At 32.8% G+C, this 21,507-nt stretch carries 12 protein-coding genes; 3 read left to right on the forward strand and 9 right to left on the reverse strand.

Translation table 11 applies throughout. From position 1 onward, the window contains the following. Positions 1-52 precede the first annotated feature (52 nt). The 9 genes from U5A88_RS10410 to U5A88_RS10450 form a co-directional block, all read right to left on the reverse strand. Positions 53-2,995 carry a glycoside hydrolase family 2 protein gene (locus U5A88_RS10410; RefSeq protein ID WP_354206187.1) on the reverse strand — a complete coding sequence of 981 codons (2,943 nt, stop codon included), beginning with the start codon at positions 2,993-2,995 and terminating at the stop codon, positions 53-55. A gap of 40 nt (positions 2,996-3,035) precedes the next feature. After that, positions 3,036-3,260, reverse strand: coding sequence for a hypothetical protein (locus U5A88_RS10415; protein WP_354206188.1), 225 nt, complete (start codon positions 3,258-3,260; stop codon positions 3,036-3,038). Between the two features lie 5 nt (positions 3,261-3,265). Beyond that, positions 3,266-5,293: a hypothetical protein gene (locus tag U5A88_RS10420; RefSeq protein WP_354206190.1), complete on the reverse strand. Its 2,028-nt coding sequence runs from the start codon at positions 5,291-5,293 to the stop codon at positions 3,266-3,268. Between the two features lie 10 nt (positions 5,294-5,303). After that, positions 5,304-7,520, reverse strand: a complete 2,217-nt coding sequence (locus U5A88_RS10425) for a TIM-barrel domain-containing protein (RefSeq protein ID WP_354206192.1) — start codon at positions 7,518-7,520, stop codon at positions 5,304-5,306. Between the two features lie 94 nt (positions 7,521-7,614). Continuing rightward, on the reverse strand, positions 7,615-8,592 hold the full coding sequence (locus U5A88_RS10430; protein WP_354206193.1) for a family 43 glycosylhydrolase: 978 nt from the start codon (positions 8,590-8,592) through the stop codon (positions 7,615-7,617). A gap of 142 nt (positions 8,593-8,734) precedes the next feature. Next, positions 8,735-9,451, reverse strand: coding sequence for a TonB-dependent receptor plug domain-containing protein (locus tag U5A88_RS10435; RefSeq protein ID WP_354206195.1), 717 nt, complete (start codon positions 9,449-9,451; stop codon positions 8,735-8,737). Between the two features lie 65 nt (positions 9,452-9,516). After that, positions 9,517-12,876 carry a VCBS repeat-containing protein gene (locus tag U5A88_RS10440; protein ID WP_354206196.1) on the reverse strand — a complete coding sequence of 1,120 codons (3,360 nt, stop codon included), beginning with the start codon at positions 12,874-12,876 and terminating at the stop codon, positions 9,517-9,519. Between the two features lie 153 nt (positions 12,877-13,029). Continuing rightward, positions 13,030-14,787 carry a RagB/SusD family nutrient uptake outer membrane protein gene (locus tag U5A88_RS10445; RefSeq protein WP_354206198.1) on the reverse strand — a complete coding sequence of 586 codons (1,758 nt, stop codon included), beginning with the start codon at positions 14,785-14,787 and terminating at the stop codon, positions 13,030-13,032. Positions 14,788-14,798: 11 nt separating this feature from the next. Further along, on the reverse strand, positions 14,799-17,870 hold the full coding sequence (locus U5A88_RS10450; RefSeq protein WP_354206200.1) for a SusC/RagA family TonB-linked outer membrane protein: 3,072 nt from the start codon (positions 17,868-17,870) through the stop codon (positions 14,799-14,801). A 366-nt stretch (positions 17,871-18,236) separates the two neighbouring features. Between U5A88_RS10450 and U5A88_RS10455 the strand changes: the two genes are divergently transcribed. From U5A88_RS10455 to galK, 3 genes are all read left to right on the forward strand, one after another. Continuing rightward, complete coding sequence (locus U5A88_RS10455) at positions 18,237-19,262, forward strand: LacI family DNA-binding transcriptional regulator (protein WP_354206202.1); 1,026 nt, start codon at positions 18,237-18,239, stop codon at positions 19,260-19,262. 75 nt (positions 19,263-19,337) lie between these two features. After that, a complete protein-coding gene (locus U5A88_RS10460) occupies positions 19,338-20,354 on the forward strand; it encodes a UDP-glucose--hexose-1-phosphate uridylyltransferase (protein WP_354206204.1) in 1,017 nt (338 codons plus the stop codon). 1 nt (position 20,355) lies between these two features. Next, positions 20,356-21,504 (forward strand): galactokinase, encoded by a 1,149-nt coding sequence (gene galK / locus U5A88_RS10465; protein ID WP_354206206.1) that lies wholly within the window; start codon positions 20,356-20,358, stop codon positions 21,502-21,504. Positions 21,505-21,507: the final 3 nt, after the last annotated feature.

Raw genomic sequence — 21,507 nt, forward strand, 5'->3', positions numbered from 1 at the left:
AGTGGTTTTTGTCTGTATCATTTCTATTCTTTTATTAATTTCATTAATATATTTACAACTTCATTTTAAATGAATGATCCTCTATTATTTTATAATCAGAAGCTCCTTGCTCTCCTATGGTTTTAATAAAAAAATCATATTGTTTTTTAGGGTTAAGATTTTCCACGATCAATGATTCTATTAACGAAGTAGTATAGGTAAGTTCAAATTCCTGACCTCCTTTTTTCTCCATTACTTTAATATTATATCCTGTGGCTTTAGCTACCGGATTTATAATAATTATAGCTCGCTTGGGTTGCCTAATTACTCCTATAACCTTCGGAAATGATAATTCGGATTCTTCGTTTGGGGTAACTGCTATTTCATGACTCCATTGACTGGGAAATCCCCATTGTGCTCTTCTTCTGAATTGATAATAGTAGGTTTGACCATTAGAAAGGTCAGGTATTTGGCAAACCCCTACATTTCCTAAAGAAAATGAATAATCATATTCACCAGGTCTAATTCCATATCGTACGTCATAGAGAAAGTCTGTCCGATCCACCGAGTATCCTATAAAAAAACTACCGTCAGCAGGAATCGTACTTCTAATTATTGGAGGAAAGACATCTCTACCAATGGTAACTTGTCGTATTTCTGAACTGGTTTCACCAAAATTATTCACAGCTATAAGTTGTATATTATAAGACTCTCCAAATTTTAATTCTGGTATTTCAATATAATCGTTAATGGTAAGATCAGTTTCCTTAGTTAATTCCTTTAATCCATATCTTGCTTTCCATGATGTAGCCAAATCAGACTTTTTAAATATGATACGAACGCCATTAGAGCCTCCATGAATTTTTAGAATATTTGGTTTTGAAGGTTTCTTCAAGTAAGTAATTGTATCATAAACGGTATAATACTGCGGGTCTAATAATGCTATTTTGATATATTGACCACCATACCGTGGAATCTGCCATTGTATTTTTTTTTGAAATTCCTTACTTCCTGGTTTCATATCAGGTAAACGTATCAGCTTTCCATCAGCCACACGTCCTTCATTATCTAAAACATACCATATAAGCGAATACCCCTTCATGTCATAAACAGGAAAGTCATTAACGTCTCTAGGGTCTAAAATCAAAGATGTAGTTATCTTTTGACCTGACATAAGAGGCTTTGTTGAATGATCCAACTCTTTAATTTTAAATGGAAGGTATTCTTTCCTCAAGTTAAAAAATGCAAGCTTTGGTCGTCTAAAAACATCCACGACACCCCACGTCCTGTTTTGACTTGGAGGTGTAGACCAGGTCGGGCTTGCTTGCCAAGAACTTCTATAGTCATTAAATGTCCAAAAAGAGGTTCCAATAACGTATGGCTTATGTCTTAATTCTTTTAAAAGAACATCGGCATTAATAATTCCTTTATTTAGATTCTCACTATTAAGTTCTTTTCCTAACTCTGAGATAAAAATGGGTTTATTCGGATAACGTTGATTAGTCATATCTGCTCGTTTTCCCCAATTACTATAAGAATTCACCATAATTACATCACAAAATTCTGCTGGATCATTCTCTTCAGTCGGAGCAGTATCGGAAACGTATAAAGCCAAACGCGTTGAATCTAATTTTTTTGCTTCTTCAATAGCCAATTTCACATATTCTCTTACTTTCAAATTACGCCGCTTACTTCCAATCTCATTGCCAACACACCAACCTATCACTGAAGGGTGATTGAATTTTTCATGTACCATTCTTTTAAGCCATTGTTTTGGGGTTGGATGATCTGGATCAACCATCGGATCAATTTGCCAAAGGGGGACTTCTTCAAAAGTCATAATCCCTTTCTCATCCATGTAATCCAAAAATGATTTGGGCAACGGCAAATGACTCAATCTTGCCATATTGGATCCTAAAGATTTCATTAAATCAATGTCTTCCTTTATTCTCCATAGAGGAAGAGTGTTTCCAGTGGTACGATCTTCAGGTACAAGATTAAAACCTACTGGACGAATAATTTCCCCATTAAGTTTAAGCTCTAACCCATTTACTTCAATTTGTCTAATACCAAAACGATCTTGTAAGCCGTGCTTTTTTAGCTTTGCATCAGGATTATATATCTGTACTTTAGAGGTATATAAATGTGGGTAATTAAAATGCCAAAGATGAACGTTTTTTTTAGAGATCTGAAAAGTCACAGCATGAAGCTTTGTTGTTCCAGCTTCAATTTCCAAGCTACCTTCAGAGTTTTTAGGAACCACCAATTTTTCTTTGTAGTAGAGTCCTACATTATAATTGATACTTCTATCAACATAATCTTTATTGACTATTGCAAATTTTACATTCACTTTTGCCGTTCCTTTTTCTATATTCGGGGTTGCTGTAATATGTTGATAATCTAAATAAACCTTATCGGTGATTTCAACACAAACAGGTCTTCTAATTCCTCCCCAATTCCATAATGCACCTCGTTTAAATGTGTTATCTACAAGTACTGTTATTTGATTAATAACTCCATATTGCACGAACTTGGTGATATCAAATTCAAATGGCAGGAAGCCCATATCATTTTCGCCAATTAATTGACCATTGAACCATATTTTAGCATCATTATAAACACTTTCAAATTTTAAGCGTAGTACCTTTCCTTTTAGATCGATTGGTATTTTTATCGATTTCTTATACCATGCTTTACCTGAGTAATCGGCATATTCATTTTTCAAGTCCCAGTTTCCCGGAACCAGTATGTCTTCCCATGTGCTGATATCAAATTTTTCTTTGAACCAATTCTCTCTTAGTCCTTTATTGTATCTATCAACTTTAAAATACCAATTCCCATCCAACGAAATGAATTCTGAGTTTAATTTGGTATCGAGAACTATCTGATTATTATCAGTTAATTTTGATTTATCTCTATTTTTCTTTTCTAAAGAAATAACTCCATATGCTAGAGATCCACCATGAATTAGTTGCAAAAACAGAAGAGTAAATATAATTGAGATGAGTTTTTTCATTTAATGTTTTTTCCTATTTATGGTGATTTTTAATATTTACTTATTTAGTTAATTTATTGTCCTCATTAAGATTCATTACCTCAACGCTTAGTTTATTAATAGTTTCTTCATTTCTTAAAAAGGTAGCATTCTTATATTCTTCGAAAGCATAAAAAATTTCTTTCAAATTTTCTAATAACCCTTTATCATTAATATTCACCATCCAATCATCCAACTTCTTAGGCATAAAATCCAGTTGGTCTTTCCATACTGGATTTAATGTCAAATTATTTATATCCGTTTAACTTTTATATCTAATCGCTTACCAAACACACCGTAACCATATTTTAAACTCAGATTAGAATCTCCCTCTAACTGAATTGTATTAGGTAACGTTGACGATTTAAGCGAAAACTTTAATGTTGATTTATATATTGAACTACCTGGTTCTGTTTCTTTCAATGTTATTGAACTAACAAACTCTTCCCCATTATACAGATCTACTTTCAAAGTAGTTCTTTGTTGATTATTTAAAGAAACTGGTGCTTTAAAAACAACATCATAGGATTTATCAAAAATTATTTCTTGCATATTTGTACCTGTATTGTCTTGAATCTCAAACTGCATATTATGTAATGAAGCATAGGCTAAACCTACATTAAAAGCTGCATTAAAATTCACCCAACCCTCTGGCCAGCGGAAATCGTCTTTTACACCATTTACATAATGTTCAGTAGCTGCAGATGAGCTTAAGGTTCCTCTAACCAATTCTAACCGTGCACATACATCTTTTTTATATTCTTTTGGCCACCCTCGTTCTACACCTTCATAATCTTGAACGCCTCTATTTGCTGAATGGGCACTTACCGGATTTCTTCCAAAAAGATTATCAAAATGTGAAACTGCCAATGTCTTTAAACGTTTACGTTTTTGTTTGTTTTCAACTATGTGAGACAGCTCATATGCTAAAGCTGGAAATGCAGCAATATTACCCGGTTCATTCCATCCTGGATGCGACTTTGGCAGCTTATTGCCATGTCTTGGAATAGACCAAAGGCTGTCATTATATTTCCTAAAATCCCACTTGTTATTAGATCTGCTAATAATAATGTCTGCATATTTATCTAAATATTCCTTAAGACTTTTTGGAGCTAATTCATTAAACTGATTGTAAAAAGTAGTTAAACTAGTGTACAGTTTATATTCACTCATTCTTTGTCCTTTGGTAGAAATTGGGTCATTCAGGTTTAAAGAATCAATAATCCAGTTTGTTTGATCTATAGCTGCTTGTAAATATCGCTGCTCATTCAAACCTTCACGCTTAGCTACTTCATACATTAATAAATTTGGTAAAATAGAATGTCCAGGTGTTTCTCTCCCTTTAAAAGATCCTATTTCGGTTTTTACATCAAACAAGTTGGTTTTCTTCCATTGTTCAATGGTAAAAGTTAATGCCTTTTTATAAAATGCTTCTGGTATATATTTTTTATAGGTTGGGTATCCGTAAAGAAAAAATGCGAACTGTTCTATGGTTTGATCATGAATTTTATTCCCTTTTGGGTCTCCTGATGGATCATGACTATCAGGATCTAAAAGATACCAACCTACTCCCCAATGAATTAATCTTATAATGTCTGGCACATCATCACCAATTAAAGTTTCTAAATCAGTATAATATTTCCTTGCTGTTTCTAAAGCTTCGTCATCGTTAGGTTCATCTGTAATCCTGAAATCTTTAGAAAGAACCCTCTTTTTATCAGTATCATAATTAATTTCTGGAACTATATTTTCAAAATAATTTGGATTTGACAAATACAACATTACCAACGATGGCATTTCAAAAGAGTAATATGTACCATCTCTCCATGGGCACCCACCATAAGCAGAATTGTGAGTTCCAATTACACTTCTTGAGTCAATCATAAACTGAAGTGCTGGTTTATAACTAGTATAAAACATTAAATATGGGGCGATGCGAAATATATCTGATTTTACACTTCCTATTTTGATAAAGTATTCTTTATTTGCATTTTTGGGTTGAAAATCTGAAAAATCACCAATGCTATTTTTGATAATGCCTTCATATAATTGCTTTTCATTATCAGAAGCGTGCAAAGTAAATTTTGTTCCATCACTCAAATCAGAGGTTGTAAAACGTTTCGGCCACTCACTATCAAAACCACTTTGGTTAAGGTATATTTTTATATCTACCTGATTTACTGCTAGAGTATCTTTTGTTTTATTACAACTAACCAAAAATATGATGATAATAAGCATCATATTCTTTTTCAAAAGCCGATTAAACATTAAGATTTTCATTTGAATTGTTCTATTTACCAATTTTATAATTATGGTTGGGCTTTATTTCAAAACTTGCATATCCACTAACTACTTCATAATCAAAAGCTACATCCTTATTTTCTGTAATGTCTTTAACTTTTAATTTATCCTTTGATGCCCAACTACCATTGTTTGTAATTGTACTAATACTTTCTCCGTCTGGATAAGTGAAAGTATAGGTTACAGACGTATTAGATACCGGATAAACTTTTGCTTTTAGGGGTTTGCCATCAGCTGTTCTTTCAACAATAACACCTTTACCTCCAATAAAAATGGGTGTTTTATCTAGTGGTATTTCAAAACCTTTCAATGTTTGGTTGCCTTCATATTTTTCTCCTGTCTCATAATCAAACCACACGCCCTTGGGTAGATACACATCCATTTTTCCAGATTTATGATTTTTTAATAATGGCGTAGCTAAAATAGATTCACCAATCATCCATTGATAATTTGGTATGCTTGCAACATTTGTGACATCCGGATAAGCAATTGTTAATGGCGTAAGTGTTGTTGGAAAACCTGAATGATAGCCTTCTAATGCGGCACTATACATATATGGTGTTAATTTATAGTGTACATCTATTGCTTTTTTAAATAAAGCTTTTTTTTCTTTAGGCCAATTTTTGGGATATGCCCCTACTGCTATTCCTGCTGTTAGTGATAATAACCATGTATGTCTAATATTTCTATCTACATCATTTACATTATGCATATTATGCACCCCAGCAACATCTGAATATACATTAGGAAAACCACTTGCTGCATATTGCATATAAGATATAGGTATTCTTTTTGTAATATCATTTACACCAGTGTCGTTAATTCTCAGGAGCGTACCTGGAGCAGTAAACTCTCCATTTCTTGCCATTACCCAACCGCCTTTATCTGCAATTTCTACAATGGGTTTGTTAAAAATCCCCGTTAATGAATCTAGTTGCATCATGGTATCTTCTTTTATACCATCTATACCCCATTTAGCATATTGCTGCTGATACCATTTTGCAGCACCAGGCATATCTCCATCTAAAAGATTTGATGGTACAATAGGAAAAACTCTTGATGTTTTTTCAACAATATCTCCTCTACTATCTAAAACTAAGAACTTGTTTTTCTTTGCTTCTGTTGTTAATTCATTGCCATAAAATGAATCAACTTTTAAATTTTTATCACGTTTTTTTGTCTTAGGAAAATAAGGCCCTCCTTCTGGGATAAAATTGGTTCTTAAGCCTATCATCCATTTCATATCATTGGCGTGCATCCAGTCTTTTAAAAGTTTGGGTTTTGGGAATTTTTTTCCCCATCTGCCAAAACTGGTTGTGGTACCGCCTTGATCCCAAAAACCGGAACCAGTAACTGCCCATTTTATGGGATAGTCGTTATCTCTAAAGTGTTGTAGTATTTCTTGAACCGTTTTTTGGTTTGTATTCCAACCTAAAGCATCCCAAGATTCCCAGCCTAATTCAAACAACCTTGATTTTGGTTTTACATCAGCATATCCTTTTTCTTCTCTAACTTGTTTATAGTTTTTGTATATAGACTTTAAGTCTCCAATAAAGTAGTAGAAACTAGCTGCTCCTGTTTTTGAAATATTCATAGTATATTCTTTCTCATCTAGAGTCACATTTTTTTCTCCTCTATCAAAGAATACACCAGCTAAATTATTTTTTGGAAATACAACAAACGAACTAGCCCAACGTTGACCTCCTCCATCATTAATTATATTATATGATTTATTTTTGTTTTCAAGTAAATTAAAAGATTCTCTAAACGCTCCCGCATCACCTAAACCATGTGCTACTGGCATTCCTCCCAATCGTAGACTAATATTTGTATCCAAATTTGTATTAGGTTTAACAGTAAACTTAGCAATACCTGCCTTAAAGCTTACTGTTACTTTTGCTGTTTCTCCTTTTGAATTAGCAACATCAAATAATACAACATTTTCCGATTTATTTCGATCTATAATAAATGAGGATATTATAGGATAGCCATTGATAAGCAATCCAGATGAGTCTACGGCAGATGCTAAAATATCTCCATTAGTGTTTTCAAATTGAAATTGAAATGTACTTGGGTTTATTTTTATAACGTGGTTGTCATCACCAATATATATAGCTTTTTTTTCTTTCTGAGCTTTACAGCTTAAATTAAAAAAGCTTAGACATATAATAGATAAAAAAAGGTATTTAATTATATTGAAATTCATTGTGTTTAATAAAAATTGTGTGCGGTCGATTTTTATAATCTAGTATTCAGAATAATTCATTTACTTTAAGCTATTTTATTAATTGATTATTGATCTATTTGTTAGGTATTGGCATAGAAGTTTCTTCATCATCTAGACCGTCATTCCAGAATAGCTCTGACATGCGAAAATCTTCTTGATTACCCGATGAACGTGAATAGTACCATTTACCATCTAAATCTCTCATAATTTCTGCTGCATGCCATGGATTGATGCGTTTTACCAAATCATCTGTAGTCCATAAAAAAGGGGATTTGCTTTTAAATATATCTTGCCCCCCATGAGGCCACGTTGGTCTTGCTGAAAGTGTTAAATAGTAATACTCGCCTCGTTTCACTACAAATGGCGATTCTACCCCAGGGTTTTCGGTATTTTCGTCAAAACAAATTTTTGGTCCTTCCCAATTTACCAAATCTTTACTGGTACTATAACCAACTACCCAATGCTTGTCGTCTTTTAACATACTGAAATACATAATCCATTGATTATTTATCTCATCACGAAATACCATAGGGTCTTTATTTTTTTGATTATTAGTATGCTCATTACTATAAGCAAATAGTGGTTCTTCTGAAGGGTACTCCCAATTATATAAATCTTTTGAGGTAGCATATCTAATTTGGCGTGGCACACCAATACTAGTATAATACATGTAATAAGTATTTTCATGTTCCACTATGTGCGGAGCCCAAATTTCTCTATCTCCGTCATTAAATGGTTCACGCTTTTCCCAACCACGTTGGGTTAATGAATCTGCTGTGAGATGAATAAATGTTTTATGCCCTCTTTCAATTCCGTATAAATGCCATTTTTTTTCTTCTGTGTTATATATAATGGCATGATCATAGGCATATGGCAACTTATATATGGTAAACATTTCGCCTAATGTAATAGAATCTGTAACTTCATTGTTAGTAGCTTCTATCTGTGCCGTTTTGCTGTCTTCTTTTTTTACATTGTTACATTGTATAAAAAGCGCTAAGAATAAGACATAAGAGCCTACTTTTAAAATTTCTTGTAATTTATATTTCATTTTATTCTAGTTTATATATTTTTAAATTATAATAAGATAAAAATCACAAACAATGCTAAATTTATAAATTCTACGCACCGTTTACTCTCTCATATACTTATATGCTATTGATTGATACAATTATTATTCTAATGCTTAAAACTTAGTCACCACGTTTAGTTTTAATCTTTATAACACCATTTCCTCCTCGAAGACCATAAAGACCGGCATCTGCATGCTTAAGAACTGTAACAGATTCAACCTGAATTGGATTTAAGGACAACACTTGACTTTTATTTGCATTAATTCCATCAATAACAAACAATGGTTCCGGAGAAGAAGGAACTCCAAACTCAGCTTCAATAAATAGGCTAGTACTATTACCATGTCCGTTAATCCTTATTATACCAGTACCATTGTTTCGATCCTGTATATATATTCCAGGTTGATTAGCTAAATAATCTAGCATGTTTAAATAATATTTTTTAATCTTATCTTTCTTCTTTTTTCTTTTAGAAGAGGCCTTGGTAATAAATTTTTCGATGTTTTCATTAGAATTCAAGTTTACTTTTTTAAAAATAATTACAACAGAATTATTATTTTGATAGGTTATCGCTTCAGTTCCAAAATAAGGTGATTTTGCAATAATTTTTTCAGGAGATTTTTTTGTTCTAATCTTAAAAAATCCATTTGAGTTTGTTTTTGCTTTTTTTTTCGAGTTAGTGTTATCAATAAAAATGAAAATCCCTTTCATTGGAATATTTAATGAATCTTTTACAAAACCTGAAATTATAATTTTCTTGTTTACATTTTGAGCTTTTACAGATAATGTCATTGTAAGAGCAATAAATACTACCGTTAAACTGAATATTTTTCTCATAGTTTTGAACTTTAATATATCTGCTGACAATTCATTAATGAATAAAATATTTTATTTTCTAAAAACTAGTTCATTTTTATCAGCTGAAAATAATCATCATTTTTTGCAACACCTATAACTTTTAAATTATCTGATAAATTAATCAGTTGTGCATTTGCAACATCTCCTTTAACATATAATCCACTTTTATAAGGCATTAAAGGTTTAAAATTTCCTTTTCCATCGCCCTCTAAATAGAAACCGTAGCCAGCATCTTGCCTTGGAGTTTCTACCTCAAACCCGTAAATATTTCCAAAAAGCAATAAATCCAAATTTCCATCTTGGTTAACATCTTCTGAAATAATCGATGTAATTGCTGTGGTTTGAGCTTGCATTGGCAATTGTTTTATAGTGAAATTTCCTTTACCATCATTCTCAAAATAACTTGTTGCAAATGTATTCGCTTCGTACTTTAAGGCTGCATCTATATTTTCTTTACCATAAACATCTATTAACTCAGCCGAAGCAAATTCATGGTAACTCTTAAATTTCTTCTTTATAAACGGCATTTGCTGAGAACTACAACTTCTACCTCTTAAAGGAAATAGTTTTCCTTCTTGATGATAACCCAACACTATATCTAATGTACCTGTGTTATCAAAATCTTTTGCATAAACTTCAAAAGGTTCATCTGGAGTAGACTGATACTTACTGTTTAAACCTAAATTCCCTGCTATTATGTCTATATCCCCGTCATTATCATAATCAGCAACATTTAAAGAAAACCACCAACCCGTTGCTTTTTCTAAGCCTAATTCGGTTGTAATATTTGTAAATATTCCTTTGTTATTTTTTAGTACACTAACTGGCATCCATTCTCCTACTAAAACAAGTTCCTTTACATTATCGCCATCTATATCGGTCCATTCTGCATCAGTAACCATTCCTATTTCATCAAGCACCTTAGCGTTAATATTAGTGAACTTAATGTTTCCATTTTCTGAGTCATTTCTTAACAATAAGCTTGTGCCCGAAAGAGGGTATTTTTCTGGGCTTTGACGCCCACCAACAAAAAGATCTTGATCTCCATCATTATCAAAATCATAAGGTTTTACAATAGAACCACTAACAGCTGGTACATTTTCAAATGGGTTTTCAGCCTTTTTGTATATTCCATTATTATTCGTGTACAATCTATCTTGATAATACTTGGATTCTACACCATATTCATTACTACCGCTCACTACATATAAATCTAAATCACCATCATTATCGGCATCAAAAAATGATGCTCCAACATCTTCGTATTGTTTTTCTTTTATAAATAATGATTCGTTGGAATTCTTGAACTGACCGCCCCTATTTTGAATGTATAGTGCTGCTGAGTATCCTTTAGCTCCACCAATAAAAATATCGTCTAAACCATCATTATTGATATCACCAACACTCATTGCTGGTCCTTCTTGAGACATTTTATGGGGTAACAGGCTTTCTTTTATAAAGTCATTATAATCGTTTTCTTCTTGCTTGTATCTTAACTCAATAGATTCTGTGATATCCTGAAACAAAACGTTTTTAGGAGAGTCATAATAATATTTATTATTTTCATTTGGATTATAGGTAATGGTCATCTCTTTATTAACCTCAATATCAAATAACGTCTGTGACTTACCATCTGGCCAAACAATGTTTATAGAATCTACTTTTTTAGAATCTCCAAGTCCAAAATGCAATGGAATTGCCATAGCAGATTGATAGCCCCTTGTATAATAATTTTCGGCAATAAAGGTTTCTTTGTTTGCAGTAACTATAACTCTAGTTCCTAATGCATCTTTATTATTAGACGTCCCTTGTAGTTTAATCGATAAAAAGGAATTCGATTCTTGATTATTACGATAGAGTATAGGAAAGTCATCTACATTGTTAACAATAATGTCTAAATCTCCATCATTATCAAAATCTGCATAAGCTGCACCGTTAGAAAAAGTAGCCGGTTGGGTTAGATTTAATTTTTCGAATACTAAATTTTTACTATTTAAATAAAAATAATTTTTCTTTTTTCTTGTTGGCATTTTACTCAATAGATCCTTCATATATTCTTCTTGATTAACACCTCCTTTTTTAATAGCTTCTTTCTCTTTCTTACGCATGTATATTAAAAAATCGTTGTTCCTTATATCTCTCTTAATTCCATTAGAAATAAATAAATCTCGAAAACCATCATTATCCATATCTAATAATAGCGGTGCCCAACTCCAATCTGTAGCTGCTACATTGGCAAGTTGCGCTATATCAGAAAAAAGAGGAACATTGGTATTGGGTTCAAGTCCATTATTTATTTGAAGTGCATTGTACATGTATTGAGAATGAAGTCCTAAATCTTCAATGGTATGAAATTGTTCAGGGTTCATGGCACTCATACTGGCTTTTTGACTATAATTATCTTCAGCCATCATATCAAGAGATACAATATCTAAGTAGCCATCATTATTTATATCTGCTATATCATTACCCATTGAAAACGTGGGAACATGCCCAAATGATTTCAATGAGGTTTCTTTAAAGCTACCATCTTGATTATTAAGGTATAGATGATCTTTTTCATAATAATCATTACTAGTGTATACATCTGGCCAACCATCATTATTTACATCTCCAATAGCTATACCTAACCCAAAACCGATATTATTACTAATAATTCCTGCTTCTTTTGTTACATCAATATATTTTCCGTTATCATTTCTATATAACTTTTCACCAATTTTATTTGATGTTTTTCTCATTACTTCAGAAATATTATCTGTATTGTATACATCAATATTATGATTGATTAAAAACATATCAAGGTCTCCATCTTTATCATAATCAAAAAAAGACGCTTGAGTAGAATTGTGTGGTAAATCTAATCCATATTCTTTAGCTTTATTTTCAAATAAAGGAATATTATTATCATCAACTCCAATATTTATAAGTAACTCATTTCTTAACGGATCATCTGATTTAAAACGTCCAGATTTAAGCAGATAAATGTCTTTTAAGCCATCATTGTTTATATCCACAACGGTTACTCCCGTGCAAAACCCACCATCTCCTTGGGCTTTTGCGGTTACACTTACATTCTTAAATTTTAAACCTCCTTTATTAAGAAATAATTTATTTGTACTTAAGTTACTTGTAAAATATATATCCTGTAAACCGTCATTATTAAAATCTGCAACAACTACGCCAGCTCCATTATAAAAATATTCATAATACAACCAATTCATGGTTGTAGACTCCTTTAAATTATTTTTAAAAATGAGACCCGTATCATCAATGGTTAAAGCAGAAAAGAGTTCATCGTCTTTTTCTTCTTTATATGTCTGTATCTCTGAACATGAGAAGAATATAAAAACAGAACACAAAGAAATAGATTTTAATATAAAAAAGGAAAACAACTTACTCATAACAAATACAATTTAATAAAATACCAACATTTACAATTAAAAATTAAATCTGTCAAAGGATTAATGTCACTTTTAAACACAAAAACACCCTCTTAATAAAACAAATAACTCAAGAGGGTGTTTACTAATACTAACTCAATTCAAAATTTATTTTTAATACCCTGGATTTTGAGTTAAATTTGGAGCCAATAGAATATCCTTATTAGGAATAGGGTACAAATACTGTCTATTGGCATCAAAGCCCATCTCAGCAATTTGACTTGCATATCCTGCATCCGCCAGTGGTTTAAAGTCTGCTATTCCATCTTCATCTAATTGAGGTGTCATCCCCCAAAACCAGAAACTTTCTATAAAAGCAGCATTACCACCATCGTTTGGATTAGCAAGTACATCGCCCGTTAACAAACCATAATAAGGACCATTCAATACTTTTTCGGCTATACGCCATCTTATTATATCCATATACCTTAGACCTTCCATAGCAAACTCAGCACGTCTTTCATTTCTTACCACATACCTAAGTTCTGCTTGATTTGTTGTAGTAACTGTAGGATTTGAATGTACTGAACTCGCATAAGCTCTATCTCTTACAGCATTGATCGCATCTAATACACTAGCATCGATTTGATTTAGCTCAATTTTTGCTTCGGCATAAATTAATAGCACATCCGCATATCTCATGAGGATTCTATTTCCATCTGGAAGACCATCTGTCCATTCTTCATCAATAAATTTTCTATACAACAACCCTTGATAATTAGAATGCGGCGTAAAACTTTTTGTGTTTTGATTTGGCCAATCTAAAGTATTGGTAAAGTAATTAAACGCTACAGGTCTAAAAGGGTGTGGTGTTATTTCGTATCCCATATGTCTAGTTCCATCTGAAACTAATCTGCCATCACCATCTTCTAACGATCCAAAGGCAACTATAGTAGCAGCACATCTAGGATCTCTATTTTTAAATGGATTCTTAGGGTCAAACAATGGTGATTCATCAATTGGTAAGCCATCAATACATTCATACGACGCCAACAAAGACCAAGTAGGACCAGTACCTGCCCAACCTCCATTAACTCCTCGAGGTCTCCATGGTTGTAATTGACCACGTGCTGCTGATTCTGTGGTACCTTTTGATTCATCTCTAGGAATGTAAAAAATAAGCTCATCTGAGGTTCTAGTAACCGATTTGAATAAATCTAAAAAATCTGGGTGCAAATCATAAACTCCTAAATCCATACAATCCTTAGCAGATTCTGCAGCTATTGCAAAATCTCCTACATATAAAGCAGCTCTAGCTTTCATTGCCATGGCAGCTCCTTTTGTGGCATATTGCAGTCCAGATCGAGTGGTAGGTAGCTTTTCTATAGCACTATCATAAAACGCATAAACTTTTTGTAATATTTCATCTTTACTAGTTCTACCTGCATTAAATGCTTCTTCTACCGACAATTGATTCTCAAAATATGGAACATCGCCAAAACGAGTAATCATATAAGTCCAGTAGTTTGCAAGATGAAAATCTGCTTCACCTAAAAATTGTTTGGCGTCAATTTCTGTAAGTATTCCTGATTGATTTAAAATTTGAGTTCTTACAGATAGTGTCCTTGCGATTGCTTTATATAAATGCGACCAATTAGTTGCTGAAGTACCATAATCTGCATCTACAGTACCAGCTTTTATAGCACTAAGGTCTTGTCTATAATTAGAATCATCATCTATTGAAAATCTAGGGTCTTCTAACTTGTACCAAGTTTCCCTATAACTCTCATTAAGTCCTTCTCTAAATTGTTGTGTACTTGTAAATGGAGCCGAAGTGGGTGCATCTCTAGGAGTTAAGTCTAATTCCGTACAAGAGACTAAGGCTAAAATAACCAAATTTAATACTAATAACTTATTAATAAATTTTCTCATTTTATATATTTTTAAAAATTAAGTTGTACTCCAAAAACTGCTGTTTTTGTTAGGTAATATGAACCTGCATTTGTTTGCTCTGGGTCTATCCCTTTCGGTAAATTATCAAATCTAAATAAATCAATTCCAGTAGCATAAACTCTTAATTTAGTCAACGGTAATTTATCCATAACATTTTGTGGTAAAGAGTAGCCTAATGTTAAACTTTTTATCTTTAGATAAGATCCGTTTTTTATCCAGAAATCTGAAAAACGGTAATTGTTAGAATTAGATCTTAGTGATGCTCTAGGGTATTTAGCATTTAAGTTCTCTTGGGGCGTATTATAAGTACTCCAAAAATTACCATCATACAATTGCGTTTGATTTTCTACTTGAGGGTCTGGCAAAAGAATATCTCTGGTAAAATTAAAATTCTTTTTTGCTACGCCTTGAAAAACTATACCCAAGTCAAAACCTTTATAACCCATATTAAGATTACCTCCATATGTGTAATGATCTAGTGAGCTTCCTAAAAAATCTCTATCAAAGCTATTTATAACTCCATCTGGTTCACCATCAGGGCCACTAATATCCTTGTACTTAATATCACCTGGACTTACAGCTGAACTTGTAACTGGTGAGTTATCAACCTCTTCTTGAGTCTGATAAATCCCATCTGAAACATATCCATAAAGACTTCTAAACTCATGACCTTCTTCAGAAAGCGTATTTCCAACGAAAAGTCTCTTATCGTTTATATCTCCTATGATAGATTTGTCATCAAACATAAAGAATCTAGCACCGTAAGTAAAATCTTCACTAATATTATCATTCCATGAAATAGAAGCTGACCAACCTTTAGTTTGCATACTACCAACATTTACTGTAGGATCATCAAACCCAACTAAATCTGGCACACTTAAACTTAACAACATATCTTCAGTATCTTTTATATAATACTCAGCTTCTATTCCAAGTCTTGAATCAAACAATCCAAGATCAACTGCGAAGTTTTTAGTAGTTGTTGTTTCCCATCTTATGTCTGGTGTTGTTAAAAATCGTTGAGATAAACCTCTTACTTGTTCGGCAGTTCCTCCTTGATCAATTAACACGTTACCAATTTGCAGTACCGTTAAATACAAATAGTTACCTAATCTATCATTTCCTAAACTACCATAAGATCCTTTTAACTTTAAATATGATATAGGTGAATTTAAAGATTCGAAAAAGTCTTCGTTAGAAACCGTCCAAGCAGCAGATACTGATGGAAATGTACCCCATCTGTATTCACTACCAAATCTAGAAGACCCGTCATGTCTAACTGCTGCACTCACATAATATTTATCTTTATAATTGTAATTAACTCTACCAAAACCTGAAACATAAGCTACTTCATTTACCGTAGGATCATCTCCCTTATTATCGAAAACACGATCTGTAGGAGCCTGACTTAAATAAGGGAAATCTGCACTTAAATACTGGTCGGCTCTTACTCGTAAATTTTCTCTTTTAGAAGTAAAGTCCTCATAACCAGCAACTACACTTACACTATGCTCTCCAAAAGTTTTATCGTAATTAATAAAGGCTTGTTTAGTATACGTATTCATATTATCCCTTCTCTCACTTAAACTTGGTTGAAAAACTTGGAATATATACTGCGGAGCTTGTAACTGATCAGGATCATCAAATGCCCAATAAGGTTGCGGTTTACTCCATGATTTGTTCTCAACAAAAGTGAAGTTTGGTGCTAAATTCAAGGTAATCTTTAAATCATCAATAGGTTTAAAAAATACACCTATTTTTGCGTTTAAATTGTATGAATTTGTATTACTAAAACTTCCAGAGAATAATCTTGCATTAGCATTACCTCCACCTCTCCCGCCAGCGATTCTTCCATCTTGATGAAACGCATTAAATATTGGGGCAGCAGTTGTATTACGAGTAGGATCAAGAATTGGATTATCATTTTCTACCAATCTAAAAGCAACATCAGCCGTAACTCCAATTCTGTCGCTTATCTTTATATCATTATTTAAACGTGCTGTGTAACGTGTCCATTCTCTAATAGCATACAATGCATCTTGGTTTTCATACCCAAGAGAGAAATTTGTCTTTACTTTATCAGATCCTCCTGAAATATTCACATTATGCCTAGTTCCAGTAGCTTGCTTCTTAATTAAAAGAGAACTCCAATCAGTATAAGGATACATATCCCTATCAACTAAGTGCTGACCAGCTTTATACGCATCAATAGTAGCTTGATTATAAACTGGAAATTCACCACCGTCAGGATTTCCAGCATCATTCCAACGCATCTCATTAATTATTTCCATGTATCTGTCTGGACCAACAAGTTCGCGTCTTTCTGAAGGTGAGTTTATAAAATATTCCCCACTGTAAGAAGCATTTAAAGTGCCAGATTTGGCTCGTTTTGTTGTTATAATGATAACCCCTGCTGCTGCACGAGACCCATAAATAGCCGCCGCTGCACCATCTTTAAGGACAGAAATACTTTCAACTTGGTCTGCTGGCACTACATCTATAGAACTAACAGGCACATCGTCAACCAAAATTAAAGGATCATTACTTCCTTGAAGCGTTGTGTTACCACGTATTCTAATAGTACTTGAACTTCCTGGAGCAGAACTACTTCTATTAACGGTAACACCAGCCACACTACCTTGAAGTGCATTTGAAATATTAGTAGAACTTCTTTGCAATATCTCTTCTCCTTTAACGATTTCAATAGAGCCTGTGATGTCCTTTTTAGATTGAGTACCATACCCTACAACTACAACTTCATCAAGTTGAGAAGCATCCTCTATGAGGGTGATATTAATAGTAGAATTGCTACCCACAGTAATGTATTGGCTTTTAAAGCCAATAAAACTTACCACCAGAATATCTCCTTCTGATGCATTTATGGAGTATTTTCCATCAAAATCCGTTTGTGTTCCGTTAGATGTCCCTTGAACTATTATGCTCGCACCAGGCAATGGCATATTATTCACATCAATTACGGTACCACTTACCGTTTTTTCCTGTGACCACAAGAAAGTGGTACAACAAATAAAAATCAAACAAAATAAATAGTTTTTTTTCATACAAGTTAGTTATTAATTAGTTCTCAAAACTAAGTTATACAGAAAACCAAATCCGAAAATGACAATCAAAAATTAACGGAAGCGTTACCGAAAGCGGTTTAATTTTTCGGAAGCGTTACCGAAAAAATTAAAGTCATCTAAGGAAAATACTAAAATATTCTCCATATAGCTATTAAATATGAACAATAGAAACATTTAATTTTTTAGATTCTCATTTCTTAACTTTATTTTTTTTTAATTAATTTTGCCAAAACTATTACGATTTCTAATAAATATTTGTGATTTTCCGAAAATTATCAGAAATAAAATTAATTTCCGAAAACTCTATTTTATTATTTTTTATAAAAAGTATTTAAAAAGAACTAAATGAAACATGTTACAATAAAAGATATAGCGAAAAAATTAAATGTTTCTATTTCTTCCGTATCTCGGGCTTTCAATGACAAATATGATATACGAAAAGAAACTAAAGAACTCATTTTAAAAACGGCAGAAGAAATGGGTTATTTTCCAAATCCGATAGCCAAAAAATTAAGCCAAAAAAAAACTTTTAACATTGGAGTGGTAGTCCCTGAATTTGTAAATGAATTTTATTCGGAAATTATTATCGCGATACAAGCGGTTTTTATATCAGAAGGATATCAAGTTTTGGTTATGCAGTCGGACGAAAATAAGGAACAGGAACTGACAAATGTCAAAACCTTGATTCAGAACATGATGGATGGTTTAATAATAGCACCAACAACTGACGGTGAAAATATGGATTATTATCTTAAGCAACAAAGTAATGGGTATCCTATTGTTTTTATGAACAGAGTAGGGAAATCACTTCCAGCTTCCAAAGTTGTTTTTGACAATCAAAAATGGAGTTTTTTTGTCACGGAACACCTTATATATCAAGGGCACAAAAAGATTTACCATTTGGCTGGTCATAAAAACTTATGTGTTTCTAATGAACGAATCAATGGGTTTATACGAGCATTAAAAAAGCACAAAATTTCAGAAGAAAATTATAAGATAATCGAAACAGGGTTATTATCTAATGAAGGAATAGCTACTGTTGAAGATTTGATCTATAATCATGATCTTCCAGATGCTTTATTCTGTGAAAATGACCTCGTGGCTATGGGGGCAATAAAAAAGCTGAAAGATAATGGCTACAGAGTTCCAGAAGACGTTGCTGTAATGGGCTTTACCGAAACCCGTATGGCGGAACTCGTAACTCCCCAGTTAAGTAGCGTTAGACAACCAACATATGACATGGGTAAAAAAGCTGCAGAGCTTCTTCTTAAACACATTGAAAATGAATCTTTGGAGCCGGAAACCATTATTATGAATGGAGAATTAAAAATTAGAGAATCCTCCGTTAAAAATACGGCTGATTCAAAGTAAATGAATATTCACTTTAGGTTATAGATTGCAAAATCAATTTGCATAAATATCAACCTTATTATTTAATATTAAAATATGTCATCACATTTAAAATCACACCCTCATCGTCGTTATAACATATTAACCGATGAGTGGGTTTTGGTGTCACCGCATAGAACCAAAAGACCATGGCAAGGAAAAACAGAAGATTCGAGCAAAAAGAAATTTATTGATTACGATAAAAAATGCTATCTCTGTCCAACTAATAGTAGAATGGGAGGTGATATTAATCCTGAATACAAAAACACCTATGTTTTTAAAAATGATTTTGGGGCTATTTTGGAAAATACACCACTCTTTGAGTTTAACGATGGTTTACTGAAAGCTGAAGGCGAAAAAGGAATTTGTAAAGTGATTTGCTTTTCCGCTAATCATTCGTTAACCATTCCTGATATGGAGCTAAATGATTTAGTTAAAGTAGTTGAAACTTGGCAGGATGAATTTATTGAACTAGGAAGCTCTTCTGAAATTAATTATGTTCAAATATTTGAAAACAAAGGTGCTATAATGGGATGTAGCAACCCGCATCCGCACGGCCAAATTTGGGCTCAATATTCTATTCCAACTGAGATTCAAAAAAAGACCAACTCACAAAAGGCGTATTTCCAGAAAAACGGAAATAGCTTGCTAGCCGATTATATAGCACAAGAATTGAAAGCGGGTGTGCGTATTGTTTCTCAAAATGAAAATTTTGTAACTTTAGTACCCTTTTGGGCGGTTTGGCCTTATGAGGCAATGATTGTACCCAAAAGGCAACGAACAAACATAATTGGGCTGACCCATAATGAAAAACTGGATTTTGCACAACAGTTAAAAGCATTGACCCAAAAATACGATGCCCTTTTTGACACCTCCTTTCCATATTCATCCGGGATACATCAAGCACCGACGGATAACAAAAATTATGATGAATGGCACTGGCACATGAGTTTTTACCCGCCATTGTTGAGATCTGCAACCGTAAAAAAATTTATGGTAGGTTACGAAATGTTTGCTATGCCGCAACGTGATATTACAGCTGAAATAGTAGCTAAAAAATTAAAATCATTATAAGATGAAAGAAAAAGAATCAAGTACAAACAATTGGGATTTAATTATAGATTCTCCAGGAAGAATCAATATTATCGGAGAACATACCGATTATAATAACGGTTTTGTATTGCCTACGGCAATTGATAAAAAAATTCAATTCAAATTCAATAAAAATGGTAGTCAAAACACCTGTAACATTCATAGTAATAATTTTGATGTAGGCTTTACTTTCGAACTAGATGCCGTAAGTAAAAGCGATAAACAATGGGAAAACTATATTCTAGGTGTTATTTACGAATTAGAACAGTTATCTGATAAGTTAAAAGGATTTGATTGTGTTTTGGATAGCAATATTCCAATAGGTTCAGGTGTTAGTTCTTCAGCAGCATTAGAATGTGGTTTGGCTTTTGGGTTGAATGAATTATTTAATCTTGGCCTATCCAAACTAACCATTGTTGAGTTATCGCAAAGAGCAGAACACAATTATGTAGGTACTAAATGTGGAATTATGGATCAGTTTGCATCTGTAATGAGCAAAAAAGATCATGTAATCCTATTAGATTGTCAATCCTTAGATTATCAATATGTCCCAATTAAAATAGAACCTTTTAAAATACTATTACTAAACACAAATGTCTCCCATAATTTGGCTTCTGGAGAATATAATATAAGAAGATCTCAATGTGAAGAAGGTGTAAAAATTATAAAACAAAAATATCCCAAAGTAAATTCTTTACGTGATATTTCCAATACTATGTTAGATGAGTTTAAAAACGAACTTTCTGATGTAATATTCAATAGATGTAAATACGTAGTTGAAGAAAAAGAACGTGTATTAAATGCCGTTGAGGCATTAAAAAATGGTCAACTCGATAAACTCGGCGAATATATGTATGAAACCCATGAAGGGTTACAAAACTTGTACGAAGTCAGCTGCCCCGAATTAGATTTTTTGGTTGACTTTTCTAAAAAATATGACGAAGTTATTGGTGCTAGAATGATGGGAGGCGGTTTTGGCGGATGTACTATAAACATTATCCATCAAGATGTCGTAGAAAATTTTATTGATCAAGCATCTAAGGCATACTTTGAAAAATTCAATATTAAACTGACTGCTTTCGAAGCTATGCCAAGTGGTGGAACTAGTGTTAGTTATAAAGTAACTCGTTAGTTT

It is taken from the genome of Aureibaculum sp. 2308TA14-22, assembly GCF_040538665.1.
Classification (GTDB): domain Bacteria; phylum Bacteroidota; class Bacteroidia; order Flavobacteriales; family Flavobacteriaceae; genus Aureibaculum.